14 protein-coding genes and 1 pseudogene are annotated in these 18,402 nt (G+C 44.4%); 5 read left to right on the forward strand and 10 right to left on the reverse strand.

The features are described from left to right. Window positions 1-19: 19 nt before the first annotated feature. Both L5L97_RS15365 and L5L97_RS15370 read left to right on the forward strand, forming a co-directional pair. Entirely contained in the window at window positions 20-1,387 is a 1,368-nt protein-coding gene (locus L5L97_RS15365; protein WP_263182690.1) for an MATE family efflux transporter, read from the forward strand. Between the two features lie 80 nt (window positions 1,388-1,467). After that, window positions 1,468-3,405, forward strand: coding sequence for an alpha/beta hydrolase family protein (locus L5L97_RS15370; RefSeq protein ID WP_263182692.1), 1,938 nt, complete (start codon window positions 1,468-1,470; stop codon window positions 3,403-3,405). A gap of 85 nt (window positions 3,406-3,490) precedes the next feature. On the opposite strand, the gene nfuA is transcribed toward L5L97_RS15370, so the two are convergent. From nfuA to L5L97_RS15405, 7 genes are all read right to left on the reverse strand, one after another. Next, window positions 3,491-4,069, reverse strand: coding sequence for a Fe-S biogenesis protein NfuA (gene nfuA, locus L5L97_RS15375; protein WP_006079591.1), 579 nt, complete (start codon window positions 4,067-4,069; stop codon window positions 3,491-3,493). Between the two features lie 239 nt (window positions 4,070-4,308). Next, window positions 4,309-6,057 carry a urocanate reductase gene (urdA, locus tag L5L97_RS15380; RefSeq protein WP_263141477.1) on the reverse strand — a complete coding sequence of 583 codons (1,749 nt, stop codon included), beginning with the start codon at window positions 6,055-6,057 and terminating at the stop codon, window positions 4,309-4,311. A gap of 92 nt (window positions 6,058-6,149) precedes the next feature. Next, complete coding sequence (locus L5L97_RS15385; RefSeq protein ID WP_263182694.1) at window positions 6,150-6,914, reverse strand: outer membrane protein OmpK; 765 nt, start codon at window positions 6,912-6,914, stop codon at window positions 6,150-6,152. A gap of 174 nt (window positions 6,915-7,088) precedes the next feature. Next, window positions 7,089-8,333: a sensor histidine kinase gene (locus tag L5L97_RS15390; RefSeq protein WP_263182696.1), complete on the reverse strand. Its 1,245-nt coding sequence runs from the start codon at window positions 8,331-8,333 to the stop codon at window positions 7,089-7,091. After that, window positions 8,320-8,997, reverse strand: a complete 678-nt coding sequence (locus L5L97_RS15395) for a response regulator transcription factor (RefSeq protein ID WP_263182698.1) — start codon at window positions 8,995-8,997, stop codon at window positions 8,320-8,322. The genes L5L97_RS15390 and L5L97_RS15395 overlap by 14 nt, the downstream gene beginning before the upstream one ends. A gap of 2 nt (window positions 8,998-8,999) precedes the next feature. Beyond that, complete coding sequence (locus tag L5L97_RS15400) at window positions 9,000-9,746, reverse strand: helix-turn-helix transcriptional regulator (RefSeq protein ID WP_263182701.1); 747 nt, start codon at window positions 9,744-9,746, stop codon at window positions 9,000-9,002. Window positions 9,747-9,924: 178 nt separating this feature from the next. Further along, a complete protein-coding gene (locus L5L97_RS15405) occupies window positions 9,925-10,707 on the reverse strand; it encodes a ComF family protein (RefSeq protein WP_263182703.1) in 783 nt (260 codons plus the stop codon). A 32-nt stretch (window positions 10,708-10,739) separates the two neighbouring features. On the opposite strand from L5L97_RS15405, the gene bioH reads away from it, so the two are divergent. Beyond that, a complete protein-coding gene (gene bioH, locus L5L97_RS15410; protein WP_263182706.1) occupies window positions 10,740-11,534 on the forward strand; it encodes a pimeloyl-ACP methyl ester esterase BioH in 795 nt (264 codons plus the stop codon). A 61-nt stretch (window positions 11,535-11,595) separates the two neighbouring features. Then, a complete protein-coding gene (locus L5L97_RS15415; protein WP_263173418.1) occupies window positions 11,596-12,153 on the forward strand; it encodes a hypothetical protein in 558 nt (185 codons plus the stop codon). A gap of 99 nt (window positions 12,154-12,252) precedes the next feature. Here the strand turns inward: L5L97_RS15415 and L5L97_RS15420 are convergent, their stop codons facing one another. The 3 genes from L5L97_RS15420 to greB form a co-directional block, all read right to left on the reverse strand. After that, window positions 12,253-14,217, reverse strand: a complete 1,965-nt coding sequence (locus L5L97_RS15420; RefSeq protein ID WP_263173416.1) for an LTA synthase family protein — start codon at window positions 14,215-14,217, stop codon at window positions 12,253-12,255. Window positions 14,218-14,464: 247 nt separating this feature from the next. After that, the gene (locus tag L5L97_RS15425; RefSeq protein WP_263182709.1) at window positions 14,465-16,828 is read right to left on the reverse strand and encodes a Tex family protein; all 2,364 of its coding nucleotides are present in this window, start codon (window positions 16,826-16,828) and stop codon (window positions 14,465-14,467) included. A gap of 162 nt (window positions 16,829-16,990) precedes the next feature. Next, window positions 16,991-17,494: a transcription elongation factor GreB gene (gene greB / locus L5L97_RS15430; protein ID WP_105250662.1), complete on the reverse strand. Its 504-nt coding sequence runs from the start codon at window positions 17,492-17,494 to the stop codon at window positions 16,991-16,993. A 359-nt stretch (window positions 17,495-17,853) separates the two neighbouring features. Between greB and L5L97_RS15435 the strand changes: the two are divergent. Beyond that, window positions 17,854-18,278, forward strand: a pseudogene (locus tag L5L97_RS15435) (transposase); the annotation flags it as partial. Between the last annotated feature and the right edge of the window lie 124 nt (window positions 18,279-18,402).

An 18,402-nucleotide genomic window follows, 5' to 3' on the forward strand; every position in this document is an offset into this window, starting at 1 on the left:
GTGAACACCTCTGAAATTAATGAATACTGCTAAATCAACTTGGCTCGACCTCATGCTCAACGGCGCGAAAAATCGCCAGTTACTAGCGCTCGCCCTGCCGATGGTACTCTCCAATATCACTATCCCGCTGTTGGGCTTAGTCGATACGGCTGTTATAGGTCATCTGAGTGAGGCCTATTATTTAGGGGGAGTCGCTGTCGGGTCAACGATTATCACATTAATCATTTGGTTATTGGGATTTTTGCGTATGGCGACGACAGGTTTAGTCGCGCAAGCCTTTGGTGCTGACGATCTTCACGCCCAGCACAAGCTCTTAGTCCAAGGCGCTATGCTAGCGATGTTATTGGGCGCAGGCGTTATCGCACTGCAAGTCCCGATATTGAATTTAGCGTTAGGATTATCCGAAGCGAGTAGCGAGGTCGAACGTTATTGCCGCGAGTATTTTCAGGTACGGATTTGGTCAACGCCCTTCGCCCTGCTCAATTTAGTGATGTTAGGTTGGCTCTTAGGGCGACAACAACCTAAAGCCGCCATGTGGCAGCTGATTTTAGCCAACCTTGCCAATATTATTCTCGATGTGGTGTTTGTCCTCGGCTTGGGTTGGGGCGTTAAAGGCGCTGCCCTCGCCTCAGTCTTTGCCGATATCACCGCTTTCTCAGTCGCACTCACTATGGTGTTGCAACAACTCAAGCGCGCACCAGAGTTTCACTTATCCCACCTATTCCCCCATGTCACCCTGACTGGTTATGGCAAATTACTGAGGCTCAACACAGATATTTTTGTCCGTAGCCTCTGCTTGCAGGCAGCTTTTGCCTTTATGACATTCCATGGTGCAGGTCTAGGTGATAATACCGTTGCGGCCAATGCCGTGTTATTGAATTTACTGCTATTAATCTCCTACGCTCTAGATGGCATTGCCTATTATGCCGAGGCAGAAGTCGGTCGAGCTTATGGGCAAAAACAGGCAGAACAATTAAGGGAAGCTGTGATCTTAGCTTGGTGCTGGTCGGCCATAACGGCACTAGGATTCTGCGCTGTATTTAGTCTTTTTGGCAGTAATATTATCGCGTTATTGACCAGCATTAATGAGGTCAGAGCCACTGCGCAAACCTATCTTATCTGGCTAATATTCTTGCCTTTATGGTCCTTTAGCTCGTATTTATTCGATGGTGTTTACATAGGTGCCGCTAAAGGAAAAGTGATGCGCAATAGCATGATACTCGCCACCTTTGGCGCGTTTTTCCCGACCTGGTATTTACTGCAGCTGCTATTACTACCAGAGCAAGGCAACCATGCCCTCTGGGCCGCGATGAGTGTCTTTATGATCGTCAGAAGCCTAACGCTCGCGGGGCATTATTATTTCAGTCAGGCCTTTTTACATAAATAAATCTGTAAAGACAGTAGTTTACTAATCTCAAAATCATTATTATGTTGATTTTACAATTGTAACAAAGATGTGAATCGATAATGAAAAGGATTTTACCGCTGCTATTGCTGTGGCTATGTAACTATACGGTTGCCGACACTGCGCCACAATTACCCGTTGAAGCCTTTGCAAGCATCCCAGATGTTAGCTCTGTGCAGCTCTCGCCTAATGGCAAAAAAATCGCTTCTGTTGTACGGGTCGATCAAGCCAAACTCAAAGGTACTGTCGTTAGTATCCAAGATATAGAAACAGGCGAAAAAAGCATTCCGCTACACACAGATAACCAAAAATTTGTCATCCTGTCTCTGCAGTGGGCAAACGATAATATCTTACTGATTAGTGCTAAGTTTCCGGCTAACCGTTACGGTACACCTACAACCGAAACCCGCCTTGTTAAGTATGATTTGACCACGAAAAAGACCTCGAGTGTCCTTCCGCGCAGCGTCTTAGACCGTCTTAATTGGATCCCGCAACATCAGGGGCAAATTATCGATCTTATGCCAGATGATCCCGATAATATTTTACTGTCATTAGACGGAATGGGCGAAAACGTAGGCGAAGACAGCGTTCTGAAAGTCAATTTAGCGCAGGGGAAATCCAGTTACACCCAAAATGCTAAAAAGAAGATTATAAGTTGGATTACCGACAGGCAGCACAAAGTCCGAATTTCTATCTACAACGATGATACTGAGTACCGTATTTATGAACAGGCCGAGCAAAAGAGTGATTCACGCTTGCTTTGGACCTTTAAAGCCTTCTCTGAGGACACGGTTTGGCCATTAGGTTTTGATGCAGACCCTAATATCCTCTACGTTCGCGCCTATCACCAAGGTTTCGAAGCCATTTTTAAAGTGAACCTGACCGACCCTAATCTTAGAAAAGAGTTAGTTTACGCCAATGAAGCAACTGACGTCGAAGGGGATTTACTCTACTCGCAATTAAAGAAAAAAGTCATTGGTATCAGTGAAGGCGACGGCGAGGAATACACCTTCTGGGAAACAGAATATGTCGGACTACAAAATGGTCTTAAGGCTGTATTACCCGATGCTCACAACTATATTACTCAATTCAGTGCAAATGAACGCCGCTACATAGTGTATTCCACCAGCTCGACCGAGCCTGGCACTTATTATTTCGGCGATAGGGACGAAAAAACGTTATATCCCATCGCGAACAGATACGGCAAGCTCAATAGTGAGCTACTCGCCAACACCCAACATCTAACTTACGAAGCAAGGGATAAGCTCAAAATCGATGCTTACCTAACAGTGCCAAAGGGACTCGAAGCTAAACAGCTACCGACGATTATTTTCCCCCATGGCGGCCCGATCAGTTACGACAGTAACGGCTTTGACTATTGGGCACAGTTTTTCGCTAATCGGGGTTATGCGGTATTTCGAATGAATTTCAGGGGGTCGGCAGGTTACGGCTATGAGTTTATGAAGGCTGGCCTAAAAAGCTGGGGACTCGAAATGCAAAACGATGTAGAAGACGGGACTCGTTACCTAATAGCTCAAGGGATTAGCGATCCCAAACGCATTTGTATTGCCGGTGCGAGTTATGGTGGTTACGCGGCCTTAATGGGGGCTGCCATGACTCCCGATCTTTACCGTTGCGCCATCAGTGTAGCTGGTGTGACCGATGTGGCCTATCTAGTTAAATCGAGCCGAAGATTTACTAACTACAAAGTGGTTAAAGAGCAAATAGGGGATGACTTTGATGCGCTCTATGACCGCTCCCCGATCAGTAAAGCCGATAAAATTAACATCCCAGTATTGCTGCTACATGGTGATAAGGACAGAGTGGTGAAGGTTCAACATAGCCGAGAAATGTATGACGAACTCAAATCACTGAAAAAACCGGTGGAGTATATTGAGCTGGAAAATGGCGATCATTACCTGAGCAATAACGACAACAGACTCGCGACGTTTAAAGCTTTAGATAAGTTCTTAGCTGATAATCTCAACCCAAAGTTATAACTGAACAACAGCAGTTTAAGCTAAAGCCAAATATAAAAAACGCGACTCTAAGATCGCGTTTTTTTATTCCGCTCAACCAACAAGATTAAGCGTAAGAATGTTCACCGTGTTGGTGATCTGTCACGTCACGTACGCCAGTCAACTCACCTGGGAACATGTCTAACAGTTGTTTTTCGATACCATCCTTCAGGGTGATATCAACTTGAGAACAACCGTTACATCCACCGCCGAACTGCAGTACAGCTACACCTTCTTTGGTAATTTCAACCAGCATGATATTACCACCATGGCCGGCTAACTGAGGGTTGATCTCAGATTGGATCACGTATTCGATACGCTCGACTAATGGAGCATCGCCAGACACTTTACGCATTTTTGCGTTAGGCGCTTTGAGCGTGAGTTGTGAACCTAATTGGTCAGTCACAAAATCGATAGTGGCATCTTCAAGGAAAGGTGCACTCTTCTCATCGACCATAGCATTGAAGCCAGTGAACTCGATTTCAATATCATCACTTTCCACTGCATCCGGTGGACAATAAGACACACCACACTCGGCTTGCGAGGTTCCAGGACTGATCACAAATACGCGAATATGAGTGCCTTCAGGTTGATCTGCTAACAACTTAACAAAATGGGCTTGAGCCGCATCGGAAATGGTAATCATGAAAACCTGCTCCGTCAGGGGATACCTGAGTGTTTTAGTAAGAATTAGCCGTATGATACTCCGACTCACCTTCGCTTTGTAGTCCTTTGGATAGCAAGTTTATGGATTTTTGCCATAGCGATCACGATTTATTCATCATAAACAAGCTTTAAACGAATGTGTTGTACGCGAGTGAACTGCATCATTTACAAACAAAAGCGACCCAATTGGGTCGCTTTAAGCCAGACATAAAATACAAACTATTTAGCCGCTTCTTGTCCCGCGATACGACCAAAGACAATGATATCAGTGTAAGCATTTCCACCGAGTCGATTGGTTCCATGGGTTAAACCAGTCACTTCACCCGCAGCAAACAAGCCCGGAATCACTTTTCCTTGTTCATCAAGTACACGAGTACGTGTATCAACCGCTAGTCCACCCATTGTATGGTGCACAGAAGGTGTAGCCTTTAAAATCCAATAAGGTCCTTTACTTAAATCAACCAATCCTGAGCGATGATTAAAGGCTTCATCCTTTCCTGTTGCGGCATAACGATTCACGTTTTTAATCGTTGATAACAACTTGTCTTCAGGAATATTAAAGACTTTGGCGGCTTCTTCTAGGGTGTCGACCTTATACATTAGCCCGTCTTTTGTGAATTCCTTCAGTTCACCTTGATGCATTTCAACAGTATGGGCAACATCTTCAATAGCTTGGTTCCAGAGCACATAAGTATAACGGCCTGGTTGGGCTAGAATGGCCTGTGAAATCACATCTCGGCGTTCCAATTCCTCAACAAAGCGCTCACCCTTCTGGTTGATTAACACCGCACCAAAGAAGCGAGAGTCTGCAATCAAGGCAATCGCACCCGAGGTTGGGCTACAAATGGGATATGACTGGATATATCCCATATTTTTAGCTGCTGCATGTATTTTTTCTGCCATCACAATACCGTCACCAGTACCACCTGAATGACCAGTACTGCCATAACGTTCATCTAACTCTGGGTTATATTTTTTACGCATTTCCATGTTAGACGAGAAGCCACCCGTGGCAATCACAACACCGCGTTTTGCATAATAGGTTACCGTTTTGCCATTATGAGTCGCTTCTACACCCACAATTCGGCCCGTTTGATCTTGAATTAACTTTTCAGCCTTAGTATTGGTATGAATTGGTAAGCCAACTTCTTCAGCTTTAATAGAAAACTTGCTGATCACCTCTGCTCCGGTATGACCTTTAGGGATTAGCGCTCGTTTCACGCTGTGTCCACCAAACTGAAATAATTGATCTGGGTAAAATTCTACTTTGACGTAATCCCTTAACCACTCAGCTGCATCAACCGCATTATCGACCATGGTCTTAACCATTTCAGGGTCACCTTTGAAATCGCCGCCTTTTAGCGTGTCGCTAATAAACAGGTCTTTGCTATCGGTAACACCCATATTTTTTTGTACCCAACTACCAGCCACATTCATCTCAGCACCCGAGATCAATGAGTTACCACCAATAATTGGCATTTTTTCAATAATAACGGCGGAGCGGCCTGCGGCCATAGCCTCTAAACCAGCACTGAAACCTGCACCACCCGAGCCAATAATCACCACATCATAGGTATATTCTGCTGGTGTTAATGCTTCATTTTTTTTAGCTGAAGCGACAGCAACTAACGTAACACCTGCGGCTTCAATACTTTTACCCACAGCTTCTTTAAGCGCTTTAGACGTTACGGTTGCGCCTGCAATACCGTCAACCTCGATAGAGTTATTATCAATAATCGCCTGTTTAACATCTTTAAATACGGCACCAGCAAGGACCTTATTTTCCTTTTGCTTTAGTACATCAATCGCCACAATGTGTCCGTCTTTGAATGTGGTTTCGACCTGCACTTCGCCATGCTTGCCTTGAGCGGTTCCCTGGCTTTTTACTATTTGATGGGTAACTTGGCAACCGACAATAATTGCTGTTGCCGTGGCAGCAATACCAATAATGGATTTTTTATAATGCATTACAATTCCCTTATTATTTTTAATGAAAACTAGAACAGCATCAAATTAAATGAGATTCTACTTATCAAAAATTCAACCTATTTGATAAACCGTTAAAACTGATAACCAACAGATATACCGTATTCAATCCCATCGTTATATTGCGAGCCCCAGCTATCATAATGGGTGATATATAACTTTGAAAATATTGAATCTGTGAGGTTTGTTTGTAACGTTGTAATTACCTGATGGCCATAGCTGTCATATGAAAATAATGATTGATGCGCTTCATCTCTATCAATTTGTGCTTCATAATTCAAACTTAAACTATGTTTTAACCCTAGTAACTCAAATGGGTACTTTGCATTTAAAACCACGGCATAACCTGACAGATCATTAAACTTCTCTGATGTGGGGGAAAAGCTACCAATGGTATAATTTAAACCGACACCATAGTTTACTGATAAATTTTGAATTTTTGCATTATGGGTAATACCTAAGTAAAGATTATCTTCAACTAGCGTTTCACTCGCAGAGATAAAGTTCTGAGTCCAAAAGTTGAACTGCGACTCTCCCAGCTTATTTTCAAGTATCAATAATGACTTAATGGTAGTTTTACCATCAAGGTTCTTCTGATTTTCCGCGATTTCAGCAGGGTTTTCGAGCTTAAGATTAGCAAAGTAAGTACCCCAATCAGCAATACCTAAATGATTCAACTTTACAAAAGGTTGATTAAAAACACCCGGGTTATCATTTTTTGCTTCACTGGTATAAAACTTATAACCTAAATCCACGCTCGTTTTATTCACATCAGCATATACTGAACCACTAAAAATAATTGCACTGACTAAAATAGATGCCACACTTTTTTTACACATAGAGTCCCTCTCAACCATGTATTCTAGGAAGTATTTTAAAATACTTATCGACCAGTAAACTTTATATAATAAAGTTACTACGAATAGCATGATGACTATGTGATCTAAGCCCAACGGCGCTTTTGCATTTTAAAAGTGTGTGGTTTAATGCAGTAAATCTATAGTTCCCATTCTTTAGTTATTAGATATTACCAGCCTAGCAGTAAATAAATTATTTGCAGATGAGCTAGTAAAAATCCAACCCAGTTGATTCGCGAGACGTTTCACCAGTAAAAGCCCTAAACCAAATCCATGGCGGCCCTTACTATTGTAGGAATTGGTTATTGCTATACAACAAGCATCTTGAGTAATACTAATATCCATCCCACCATGCTCAATACTATTCCTTAATAAATTGCTTAATATGATTTTTAGCGGATGAAGCTGAACTGGCAAGCAAGTATAGTCACATAATAATTGAATTTTTTGCTCATAACCATGTACCCGTTGCTGCTCCTCGATAATACTGGTAAGTAAAGGCGATAATGCTACGTTTTCCTTTTCTAGGTTTGAACACTCTTTATTAGTTAACCATAGTAGGGTTTCAATGAGTGACTTCATTTGATTGGTCGCTTGGGAAGCATACAGAGTTGCCCCCGTAAGCTCACCTTGTTGTAATGCGAGGATTTCAAATGAAGATTGGCATATGGCGACTGGCGTACGTAACTCATGACTAGCAAAACGTAAAAAATTGAGTTCTCGCTGCTGAGCCTCCTGAAGTTGTAAAATCGAGTTATCTAAAGCATCAACAATAGCTTTTAATTCAGCATATTCTTGTTCTGGTAAACTCAGTTTTCCTCCTCCTTCCCAATCATGTTGTTTAATCGCATGACTAATTTGATGAACAGGCGTAATCACTTTACTTTGCATATAAAACGCTAAACTTGCACTGGCACAAAAGGTTATCAAGACAAGCAGCAAGATCGCCGTCATATTTTTAGGGGCAAATTGCAAATCATGGGTAACACTAAACTGCAGCCAAACATATAGCGGCTGGCCAGTTTGGGTGTAGTACACACTTAACGCGTTAACAATGGGACCTTCTGCATGCTCATAGTGAATTTTGCTCGCATCAGTTAAGACTTCATTGTTACTTAACTCACGAATTTGCAGCGGAATATCTCGCCAATGAGGATAGACAGTTAAGTTATCGGTTTTTAGAAGTGGTTGATGAACTAATGATTGCTGAGTTGGCTCCGCCAGCTTCAGTAATGCTTCGGCCGCTTGCCCTGCATTGTGCATTGTGACTTCATGCATAGAAATCATACCTGCACACATCATGCAAAGCGGGATAAAACTATTTACACCTAAAGTTATTAATAGAAAAATAACTCCCCACACTTGATAGCTACGCTTGAGGCTAAGTTTAGGCGCTTGCATTGGTATCATCTCTAAGGCTTAAACCGACACCACGAATCGTATGTAATATTTGCCGTTCAAAGGGGCGATCGATCACTCGACGTAAAAGATGAATATGGCTGCGCAAGCTGTCACTATCAGGTACGCTGTCGGGCCAAAGCATTCGCTCAATCTCTTCTCTACTCACCGTTTCTGGACTACGCCTAGCTAATAAAGCCAGGATATGCCATCCGGTTTTAGACAAAGCCAGCTGTTGCCCTTGCCGATACACCATGTGGTTTGCAAAATCGATTTCTAGGTCGCCAATAGTCAACCTTTGGGGTGCGGGACGACGCTGAGCAACCACCTTCAATCGCGCGACCAGTTCCTCCATTGCAAAGGGTTTTACTAAATAATCGTCCGCGCCCACAGCAAACCCACTCAAGCGATCATTCAGACTACTACGTGCAGTTAACATGATTACTGGTGAGGTAATGCACTGTGCTTTCCAGCGTTCACAGGCTTCAATCCCATCACCATCCGGCAAATTTAGATCGAGAATAATAGCGTCGAACTGCTGCTGACTAATGAGCATATCCGCTTGTGCCAAGTTGAAAGCGTAATCACACTCTATACCACTCAATTCAAGATATTGAATGATGTTGTTAGAAAGAAGTCGATTATCTTCAACCAGTAATATCAACATTTTTAAATCAACTCATATTGATGGGCTAAATGGATTAAATTTGCTCTATTTGTAGCCCCAAATTTCTTACGCATGGATTCCATATGATATTCAACTCCTCTGACACTTATCGGGAGCTGAGTTGAAATTTCGTCGTTTTGAAGACCGTTTGCGACCATAAGTAGGATATCTCTCGCATTATCTTTAAGCAGAGAGCTTTGTAGAAATGGATTGAACAATTGTTTATTACATTCAAAAAACTTGTTTTGAGCTTCCTTTAAAGTGCCTGCCAATCCCTCTAACACCACCTCCGAAGCACTAAGATGGCTAAGTAGTATAAACCGGCCTGTCCAATGACGATTAGAGTGGCATGAGATGGGCCAGCTCAAAACACTTTGAATATTATGCTTACTAAACAGTAGGCTGGTCTTATCATTTTTTTCACTCGTGAATCTATACATATAAGATTTTGAAGTATCCAATGAAAAACCAAAATTGAAATCATGGGAGGCTATCTGATTTAAATAAAAACGCTGTAATTCAGCCGTAACAGGGGAAGAAGCTATGCTGGCGATAGGTTTTCTTAGTGCCGTAGGAGAGAACAGATTGGTATCTTTTGGAAAGTGATAATTTTCATACGCACAATGTGGAACTCCTTGAAACCAGAAACCACAAAAACCATGTAGCTTTAAAGAGTAGTTTATCGCCTGAATAACGTCCTTCAGCGTTGATGCCGTATCTGCATTTGATCGCGCCAGTTTAGCGTCCATAAATACCCTCCAAACGAAATAACATAGGAAGGTATCTCAATACAGAAAATAAACAAAACCCATTGATACAGATACTTACATCTTGTCGCAAAATTAAAACTTATTCATTTTTACTCAGTATTTTTGACATAATTTTGACATACACAAAGATATAATGGAGCAATGCTTTTAACCGTTTTTAAATGTCATCCAACAAGCCTGGCGCTTCAGCCCTTGCCAAACACCATACTTGAACATGCACATAACGCGCTTCGAATAAGCGAGCAATTTCAGAGACTGTAGTGCCAGTGGTCACCACATCATCCACCAATGCAACACGCTGGAACGCAAAATCATCCGCTAACATAAAGGCATCATGTAAGTTGCGTCGTCGCTGTGCCCCCGAAAGCCCCGCCTGCGGTCGAGTGTCTTGTTGGCGTATTAACCCTTCGCTCACTAACGGCAGTTGCAAGAGCTGTGATAACTCATGGGCAATTAACCACGCCTGATTAAATCCCCGTTGTTGCAAACGTTTTGGATGCAATGGAACTGGCACTATCGCTTGAGGCAGCGAGATTAATCCTTGCTGTTCTAATACCTTAAGTCGTGCCACTAAGGCGCGACACAGAACGGGCAAAGCGGCAAGTTGACCTTGATATTTAATCGCACCAACCCAAGCCCCCAAACCTTGATGATAACTACAAGGTGCAATAACTTTACGTGGCTGGCGCTTTTGGCATTCACCGCAATAATCGACTTCTATTTGCATCGACTTACCGCAACCTAAGCAAATAGACCCATGATATAAGCCAGATTGAAGACAAACGGCACAAATGCCAGTCTCGGGAAGTGATATGGATTGGTGGCACAGCAGGCAACGGTTAGGTAAACTGCCCGCCAACCACCTTGTGCCGAGTTGATAGCCTAAACGCATTATCCGCAAAGCAGATTGCGGCCAAATCCTTTTGACAAAGTGCGGCATACATTCACCTAATCCATTTTTGAGGCACTCAAGTGAGCAAAGTGACATCCACAAACCAAGCAAATTTGCATATTGAAATCAGCGGCCAAGGGCCAGATCTGGTGATGCTTCACGGTTGGGGAGTGAATAGCGCTGTGTTTACGCCATTACATGAGTCACTGTCTCAGTATAGGGTGCACTATGTAGACTTGCCGGGCTTCGGCCATAGCCAAATGGTTGAAGGTGGCCTATCAACCTGGGTAGATACCTTAGTCGCTGCATTGCCTGAACACGCTATTTGGGCCGGCTGGTCACTCGGTGGGCTCGTTGCGACTCAGGCAGCGTTAAGTTATCCACAAAAAATCAAAGGCTTGATTACCATTGCCTCATCCCCTTGCTTTATGGCAAGGGAAGACGAAGCATGGCCGGGCATTCCGCCACAAGTCCTTCATCAATTTAGAGAACAACTCGGCCAAAATTTACCTAAAACTATAGAGAGATTTCTGGCAATTCAAGCCATGGGTAGCGAAACCGCCAAGGAAGATATCAAACAACTGCGCGATCTTGTCCTCGCACGTCCTTTACCCAATACCAGAGCCTTAACTCAAGGCCTAAATATGCTAACCGACGTCGACTTAAGGCAGCAACTGATAGAGTTGCAACAACCTTGGCTAAGGATCTGGGGCCGACTCGACGGGCTAGTGCCCAAACGCGTACCACCTAAAATGCCCATCACAGCTCAAAGTGAGGATGTGATGCTCGCCAAAGCCTCTCACGCGCCCTTTATTTCCCATCAGCAGGAGTTTTTGCAGGTATTTATGCCTTGGTTAACGTTACAGACACGTTAACGCTTTATCTTTGAGCGATTAATGACTAGTATTTAACCATTAATGTGCCAAGGAATTTTCCATGTTAGTTGTCAGTAACTACCCCCAAGTCCCGCTAGCGACCAGTAATGTCGCGACGGACTCGGCTCGGGTCGACAACCAACTGAAACCTGTGGTCATCCCACCACAAGCGGCAACTAAAGGTCACGAAGAACGCGCCTTTAATCCACAGAATGAACGCACAGCGGATCAAGCCCAACAACAGGCGAAAACGCTCGAGCATAATCAGCAGCAAGTTCAAGAAAAACAGCAGCAACAGCAATCCTCGCAGCAACAGAACCAACAACAGCAAGAGAAAAAAGCGCCCCTTGTAGTGGCCGAGCGTGTTTTACCTAAAACGCTAAAAATTGCAGCAAGAGGCCAAGCGGCGCTGCAACGTAAGGATATACGCTTAAAGGTCAGTCAAGGTGCAACAAGTTATGCCAGCAGTAACGCCAAAGCGAATACCAGCAGTACGGCAAGGCAATCGCTTCAAGGCGAATCGAGTCAATTTTATCAACAACTTGGGCAACGCATTAGTCAGTTCTATCAACAACAGACTCAGCCAGAACAAGAATCTATTATGTCGACGTGGATTTAACCTATTCCAATCGTATGAATCCGTTTGCGCACAAAATTAGCATGAGTGATAAACAAAAATGCCGCTAAAAATAGCGGCATTTTCCATTCTGTTTAACGCTTATTTAGGCAAACGATACAGCTCTTGCTGGTAGGCCAAACTGCCCCACAATGCCCAACTTAAGGCTTTCTTCTCTAGCGCGGCAGCAGCGGGTGGATGAGGCGTTAACTGCTCAGTTTTTTCATTGTATTCGAAACCCTGTGCCTCTTTCTCTGGTTGCAGAATGACCACATCTTTACCTTCCATCAGCGCAAAGTTTTTATCGTATTGCATCAGAGCACGCCCTGGCCAATCATCGCTGACCTGAGTTAAGTCACGGCCCAGCATAGGATAAGAATCTGAAATACCAATCAATGATAACAGTGTTGGCGGTAAATCAATCTGGCTCACAATACGATGATCGCGTTTTGGCGCAACATTATCCCCAAGAATTAATCCCGGAATACGGAAACGCGATACTGGCACCAGATCCGCACCACCCACTCGACTGTCATGGTCGGCAACCACGATAAAAATCGTATCTTTCCAATAGTCCGCGTTTTTCGCCAATTTGAAAAACTCACCAACCGCATAGTCAGCATATTTCGCCGCATTGTTGCGAGTTTGCTTAGGTTGTTCATAAAGTTCGATACGATCATCTGGGAATTCAAATGGATCATGGTTGCTCGAACTAAACACTAAACTAAAGAAAGGCTTACCTTCGCTATGCAGACGCTCAAACTCACTGTTGGCCTTGCGCATTAAATCTTCGTCTGACGCGCCCCACGAGCCCACGAAGGCCGGAGATTTGTAATCTTTCTGATCTATGATGTCACTAAAGCCGTTGCCCAAGAAGAAGCTACGCATATTGTCGAAATGGCTCTCACCACCATAAATAAACTGCGTTGTATAACCATGATTTTTAAGTAATTCAGCAATACTGAAAAAGCCAACTTGGCTCTTACCTAGCTTCACCACAGCACGAGCTGGCGTTGGCGTAAAACCTGTTGTCACGGCTTCAATTCCGCGCACAGATCGTGTACCAGTAGCGTACAAGTTATCGAAATACCAACCCTCTTTAGACAAGGCATCGATATTCGGGGTCAGGGGTAACCCACCTAAACTGCCGACAAAACGTGCGCCTAAGCTCTCTTGCAGTAGGATCACTAAGTTCTTTGGCTTACCAGTATAACTGGCTTGGTTAAAGCTCAGTGATGGGATATCCGTTGAAGTAAAGGCACTTTCAGGGCGACCACTTTCCTGACGAATCGTTGCAATAATCTCCGTGTTATCTAGCTTGCCATACACTTTAGAAGCGTCTTCTTCACTATCCATCTGCTTAATGGCAAACACCAAGGAATAAGCAGAGTTAATAACTAAAGAGTTCACTAATGGATCGTCAGCAAAGGCCACCAGAGCGGGGTTAAGCGGACGATGACCCAAGGTTGAACGGGCACCTAATATCGTAATTGCGATAACAATTAACGCTAATACTGGACGCCAATACCAGCGTGGAAAGCGCAGGTTTCTCGTCAGTTTACCGCTGAGAACCCAACCGCCCCAGAGTGTACCTATGGTTAATAATATTGAGAAAATAAGCTCAAGCTTACGACCCGCCCACAACATAGAAAGCACTTCTTTCGGGTAGATCAGATATTCCACATACAAACGATTCGGACGAAAACCGTATTCTTCAATAAAGGCGGGGGTCGATGCTTCTAAAAACAGTATGATCCACAAGCCGACGGTTAACCACACCCGTAGAATCGGCTGCCATAGACGGCCAATAAAATGATCACCTGAAAATAATGCAGTCCCTAAGGCGGCAATACCCCATAACCAGCACAGGGTAGCGATATCGACGCGTAAACCTTGGATTAAGAGATGCGACCAACCATCAACAGCGGCCACGCGATCGGCTTGCCACAGCCCTAAAGCGATACGGCTCGCGGTGGCAATGAAAAGCACTAATAACGAAAAGATAAAGATGGCGCGAAAAGGCCCATGGGCATTGTTTCGCCCGCGAGGTGATAAACCAGATTGCATGTGTTACCCCAAAACGTATAAAAAGAGCCACTCTGCTTTGGAGTGTCAATTTGAAAAAATCGGTGAATAAGCTGTGCTATGTGCTATGTGCTATGTGCTATGTGCTATGACAACCGATTTTGCTTAACGTTGCATTAAATGCCGACTTTATATTCCCTAAGACGACATTTATGCAACAATTTTGTGAGTAACAGGTTAAAAAGTCGACTCGGACATGACGTATGTCCGAGTATTTACATTACAACGTTTACTTTTTCAGCTTAGCGAAGGCATCGGCAAAGGCATTGCCCATGGCAGCGTTTGCTGGCGCTTTAGGTGTTTGCTTTTGCGCAGGACGCGCAGCCGGTTTCGCTGACTGCGGTGTTTTACCGTGATTAGTTCTGGCAGGATTGTGTGGTCTTTGCTGCGGCTTGCTTTGGTCGATAGCTTCATCCAAACGCATGCTCAAACCGATGCGGCGGCGCTCAACGTCAACTTCCATTACTTTGACTTTCACCACATCTCCCGCTTTCACCACAGTGTGCGGGTCGCTGATGAACTTGTCGGTTAGAGAAGAAATATGCACGAGCCCATCTTGATGTACGCCAATATCGACGAAGGCACCAAAATTAGTCACGTTGGTCACTACGCCTTCGAGTACCATTTCAGGTTTCAGATGTTTAAGTTCTTCAACACCATCTTTAAACTTGGCGGTTTTGAACTCACCGCGGGGATCGCGTCCTGGCTTATCCAGTTCGGCTAAAATATCCGTCACCGTCGGCAGACCAAATTCCGCCGTAATAAACTCTTCTGCCTTGATGCTGCGCAGCAAATCAGAGTTACCCATCAGGCTCGCCAACGCTACTTGCTTAGTCTTAGCGATAGTTTCCACTAGCGAATAAGCCTCTGGATGCACAGACGAGGCATCGAGTGGATTGTCCCCTTCTCGAATACGCAAAAAGCCCGCCGCTTGCTCGTAGGCTTTAGGCCCTAAACGCGGTACTTTCAGCAGCTCTTTACGATTCTTAAACTGACCATTGGCATCGCGATAATCGACCACGTTTTTCGCTAACGTCTTATTTAAACCAGCCACTTGTGACAATAACGGCACTGAGGCCATGTTGAGATCTACACCCACGCCGTTTACACAGTCTTCCACCACGGCTTCCAACGAACCCGATAATTGGCTTTGACTCACGTCGTGTTGGTATTGACCGACACCGATAGACTTAGGCTCAATCTTCACCAATTCGGCTAATGGATCTTGCAAGCGGCGGGCGATAGACACAGCGCCACGAATCGACACATCAAGATCAGGAAACTCCAACGCCGCCAATTCCGATGCAGAATACACAGACGCACCCGCCTCACTGACCATCACTTTGGTCAAATGTGGATGGGTATCTTTCACTTCGGCAATCAGCTCAGCGGCCAGCTTGTCAGTTTCCCGTGATGCAGTGCCGTTACCAATCGCAATCAGCTCAACCTTATGCATTTTGACTAAGTTAGCCAAAGTACGGATCGACTTTTCCCACAGATTTTGCGGTGCGTGTGGGAAAATAGTCGCATGGCACAACAACTTACCCGTGTTATCGACCACAGCTACTTTAACACCGGTACGTAAACCAGGATCGAGTCCCATGGTGGCTTTCGCGCCCGCAGGAGCAGCCATCAATAAATCACCTAGATTACGGGCGAAAACTTTAATCGCTTCGGCTTCAGCGCGTTCGCGCATTTGCGAAATAAACTCAGTTTCCATCTGCAGGGCGATCTTAATACGCCATGTCGCCGTCACCACGGTTTTCAACCATTGATCAACGCTGCTATCGCCTAATTTCAGCCCTAAATGATCACAGATAATCACTTCGCAGTAACTACCTTGGCCCGCTTCAGCTGCTGGGTCAGCATTCATAGATAAAGTTAAGAAACCTTCATTACGCCCACGCAGCATAGCCAGCGCACGGTGTGATGGGATCTTAGCTAACTGTTCTGTATGCTCAAAATAATCGCGGAACTTCGCGCCTTCTTTCTCTTTGCCTGCAATTAAACGACTTTCTAACACACTGTTTTGGCTTAAATGCTCACGCACTTTACGCAGTAATTCAGCGTCTTCGGCGTAGCGCTCCATCAGAATATAACGCGCGCCCTCGAGCACAGCTTTAACATCGGCAAAACCCGCTTCGCTATTGATATAGCCTGCCGCTGTAGTCTCGACATCTACGCTACGATCAGCCAGTAATGCATCGGCTAATGGCTCAAGCCCAGCCTCAATAGCGATTTGGCCCTTAGTACGACGCTTAGGTTTGAAGGGCAGGTATAAATCTTCAAGACGTGTCTTACTGTCTGCCTCGTCAATCGCCCATTGTAATTCTGGCGTTAACTTACCCTGAGCTTGGATGCTAGACAGGATCACTTGGCGTCTGTCGTTCAGCTCACGCAGGTAACCTAAACGCGTGTACAAGGTACGCAGTTGTGTATCGTCTAAACCGCCTGTGGCTTCTTTACGGTAACGGGCAACGAAGGGAACTGTCGCGCCATCGTCGAGCAAAGTGATGGTTGCGGCAACTTGTTGCTCACGAACATTCAGTTCTTGAGCGATAATCAGAGCGATGTTATGTGCATTAGTTTGCATAAATAAAGTGTCGTGCCTAACTGTAAAGTAAATCGTTATTACGCCAAAGATACCACAGGCGCCCCGTATGTTTCATGCTAAAGCCTAGGTCAAATCAGAGAGTTTGATCTTTCCCGCAATCCCGTGACCACCGCCGCTATTTTAACAGCGGCAACTCTGTGGTTAATTCGCCTCGCTGGCGAGAGTAGTTTCAAAAGGGGTATAACGGATCTGATTGATATACCACTCTTTTGGACCCGATGGCGTTTGCACTAGCACCTCATCATCCACTTGCTTGCCGATTAAGGCACGCGCCATGGGCGAGTCTATGGTGATATAGCCTAATTTTGTATCGAGCTCATCTTTACCGACGATCCGATAACGCACGCGATCACCAGCTTCATTTTCAAGCTCGAACCAAGCGCCGAAGAATATTTTACCTTCCTGCTGCGGTGAGTAATCGACGATTTTTAACTCTTCCAGCCGCTTAACTAAGTACCTGACTCGGCCGTCAATTTGTCTTAATAAACGCTTGTTGTAAGTGTAATCAGCGTTCTCGCTACGGTCGCCCTGCGCCGCCGCTTCTTGGACTTTAAGGGTGATTTGCGGCCGATATTCTTTCCACAAATACTTCAATTCTTTATCTAAAGTTTGCCACCCCTGACGGGTGATCAAATGCGCTTTCATACTCATTACTCAATCGTTGGATTAAACGACCACAATTGATGCGGGATAATATATTGGACTGATGATACTCAGACTAGACGCTAAAGTTAACCCACTAAATCATCTCTGTGCATAATGGCTTTTAAATCACCTCTTTTACTGATACAAATTTAGTAACCATTTCAGCTTCGATCGACTGATACATTACTGTTTTCCATCAATATCAATCCAATAAATACAATAGCTGTATTGCCCATCATTAAGCTGGCGGTTATTGCTGGTCAGCTTGGGCTATAAAAGAGCTTTGTTTCCTAAATCGATTGAACTAAAACACTGTCTGCTGATCTGACCAGCATAATCCACTTTCTTCACCATCAATCGTGCCAAAACCTCACGACAAAACCACTCACTGGAAACGCTATAACCAAGCCTTGATAAACCGTGGTTTGCTTACCTTCTGGATTGATGAAGAGGCTATCACAATGTGGAAAACGAAAACTAAGCATTGCAATAAAGGCGTCCCCGCTTGTTTAGTGACCTTAGCTATTACCACCGGATGGTTAAACATGTTTTCTCTATGCCGTTGCGATCCCTGCAAGGCTTTATCAATTCAGTGCTTAAACTAGGCGACATCCAACTATCTTGCACCTGTATCATCAAGCGAGCAAAAAGCGTTAATATCGCCTTCAAAACCAAAACAAGAAGCACCATTGAGCACTTTGCTATCCAGTCGACGGACTTGAAAGTCGATGGCGAAGGCGAGTGGAAAATTAAAAAGCATGGCACGGATGGGAAGCGCCGAGTATAGCGTAAACTGTAGATACGTATAGCCACGCAATTTAGCCGTGAGCTTTCAGAAACTTTATAGTTCAAAGAAAAAACCAACGACCACTAATTATAATTTAACCTAATAAATGACTTTTTAAATA

The organism is Shewanella sp. SM71 (assembly GCF_025653905.1).
In the GTDB taxonomy this organism is placed as follows: domain Bacteria; phylum Pseudomonadota; class Gammaproteobacteria; order Enterobacterales; family Shewanellaceae; genus Shewanella; species Shewanella oncorhynchi.

Coding starts and splice junctions, on each gene's coding strand:
- greB (WP_105250662.1), bottom strand. CDS start 17,494: ATGAAAGCGCATTTGATCACCCGTCAGGGGTGGCAAACTTTAGATAAA.
- L5L97_RS15395 (WP_263182698.1), bottom strand. CDS start 8,997: ATGTTGATATTACTGGTTGAAGATAATCGACTTCTTTCTAACAACATC.
- L5L97_RS15420 (WP_263173416.1), bottom strand. CDS start 14,217: ATGCAATCTGGTTTATCACCTCGCGGGCGAAACAATGCCCATGGGCCT.
- L5L97_RS15365 (WP_263182690.1), top strand. CDS start 20: ATGAATACTGCTAAATCAACTTGGCTCGACCTCATGCTCAACGGCGCG.
- L5L97_RS15415 (WP_263173418.1), top strand. CDS start 11,596: ATGTTAGTTGTCAGTAACTACCCCCAAGTCCCGCTAGCGACCAGTAAT.
- L5L97_RS15385 (WP_263182694.1), bottom strand. CDS start 6,914: ATGTGTAAAAAAAGTGTGGCATCTATTTTAGTCAGTGCAATTATTTTT.
- urdA (WP_263141477.1), bottom strand. CDS start 6,057: ATGCATTATAAAAAATCCATTATTGGTATTGCTGCCACGGCAACAGCA.
- L5L97_RS15425 (WP_263182709.1), bottom strand. CDS start 16,828: ATGCAAACTAATGCACATAACATCGCTCTGATTATCGCTCAAGAACTG.
- L5L97_RS15390 (WP_263182696.1), bottom strand. CDS start 8,333: ATGCAAGCGCCTAAACTTAGCCTCAAGCGTAGCTATCAAGTGTGGGGA.
- L5L97_RS15400 (WP_263182701.1), bottom strand. CDS start 9,746: ATGGACGCTAAACTGGCGCGATCAAATGCAGATACGGCATCAACGCTG.
- L5L97_RS15370 (WP_263182692.1), top strand. CDS start 1,468: ATGAAAAGGATTTTACCGCTGCTATTGCTGTGGCTATGTAACTATACG.
- nfuA (WP_006079591.1), bottom strand. CDS start 4,069: ATGATTACCATTTCCGATGCGGCTCAAGCCCATTTTGTTAAGTTGTTA.
- L5L97_RS15405 (WP_263182703.1), bottom strand. CDS start 10,707: ATGCCGCACTTTGTCAAAAGGATTTGGCCGCAATCTGCTTTGCGGATA.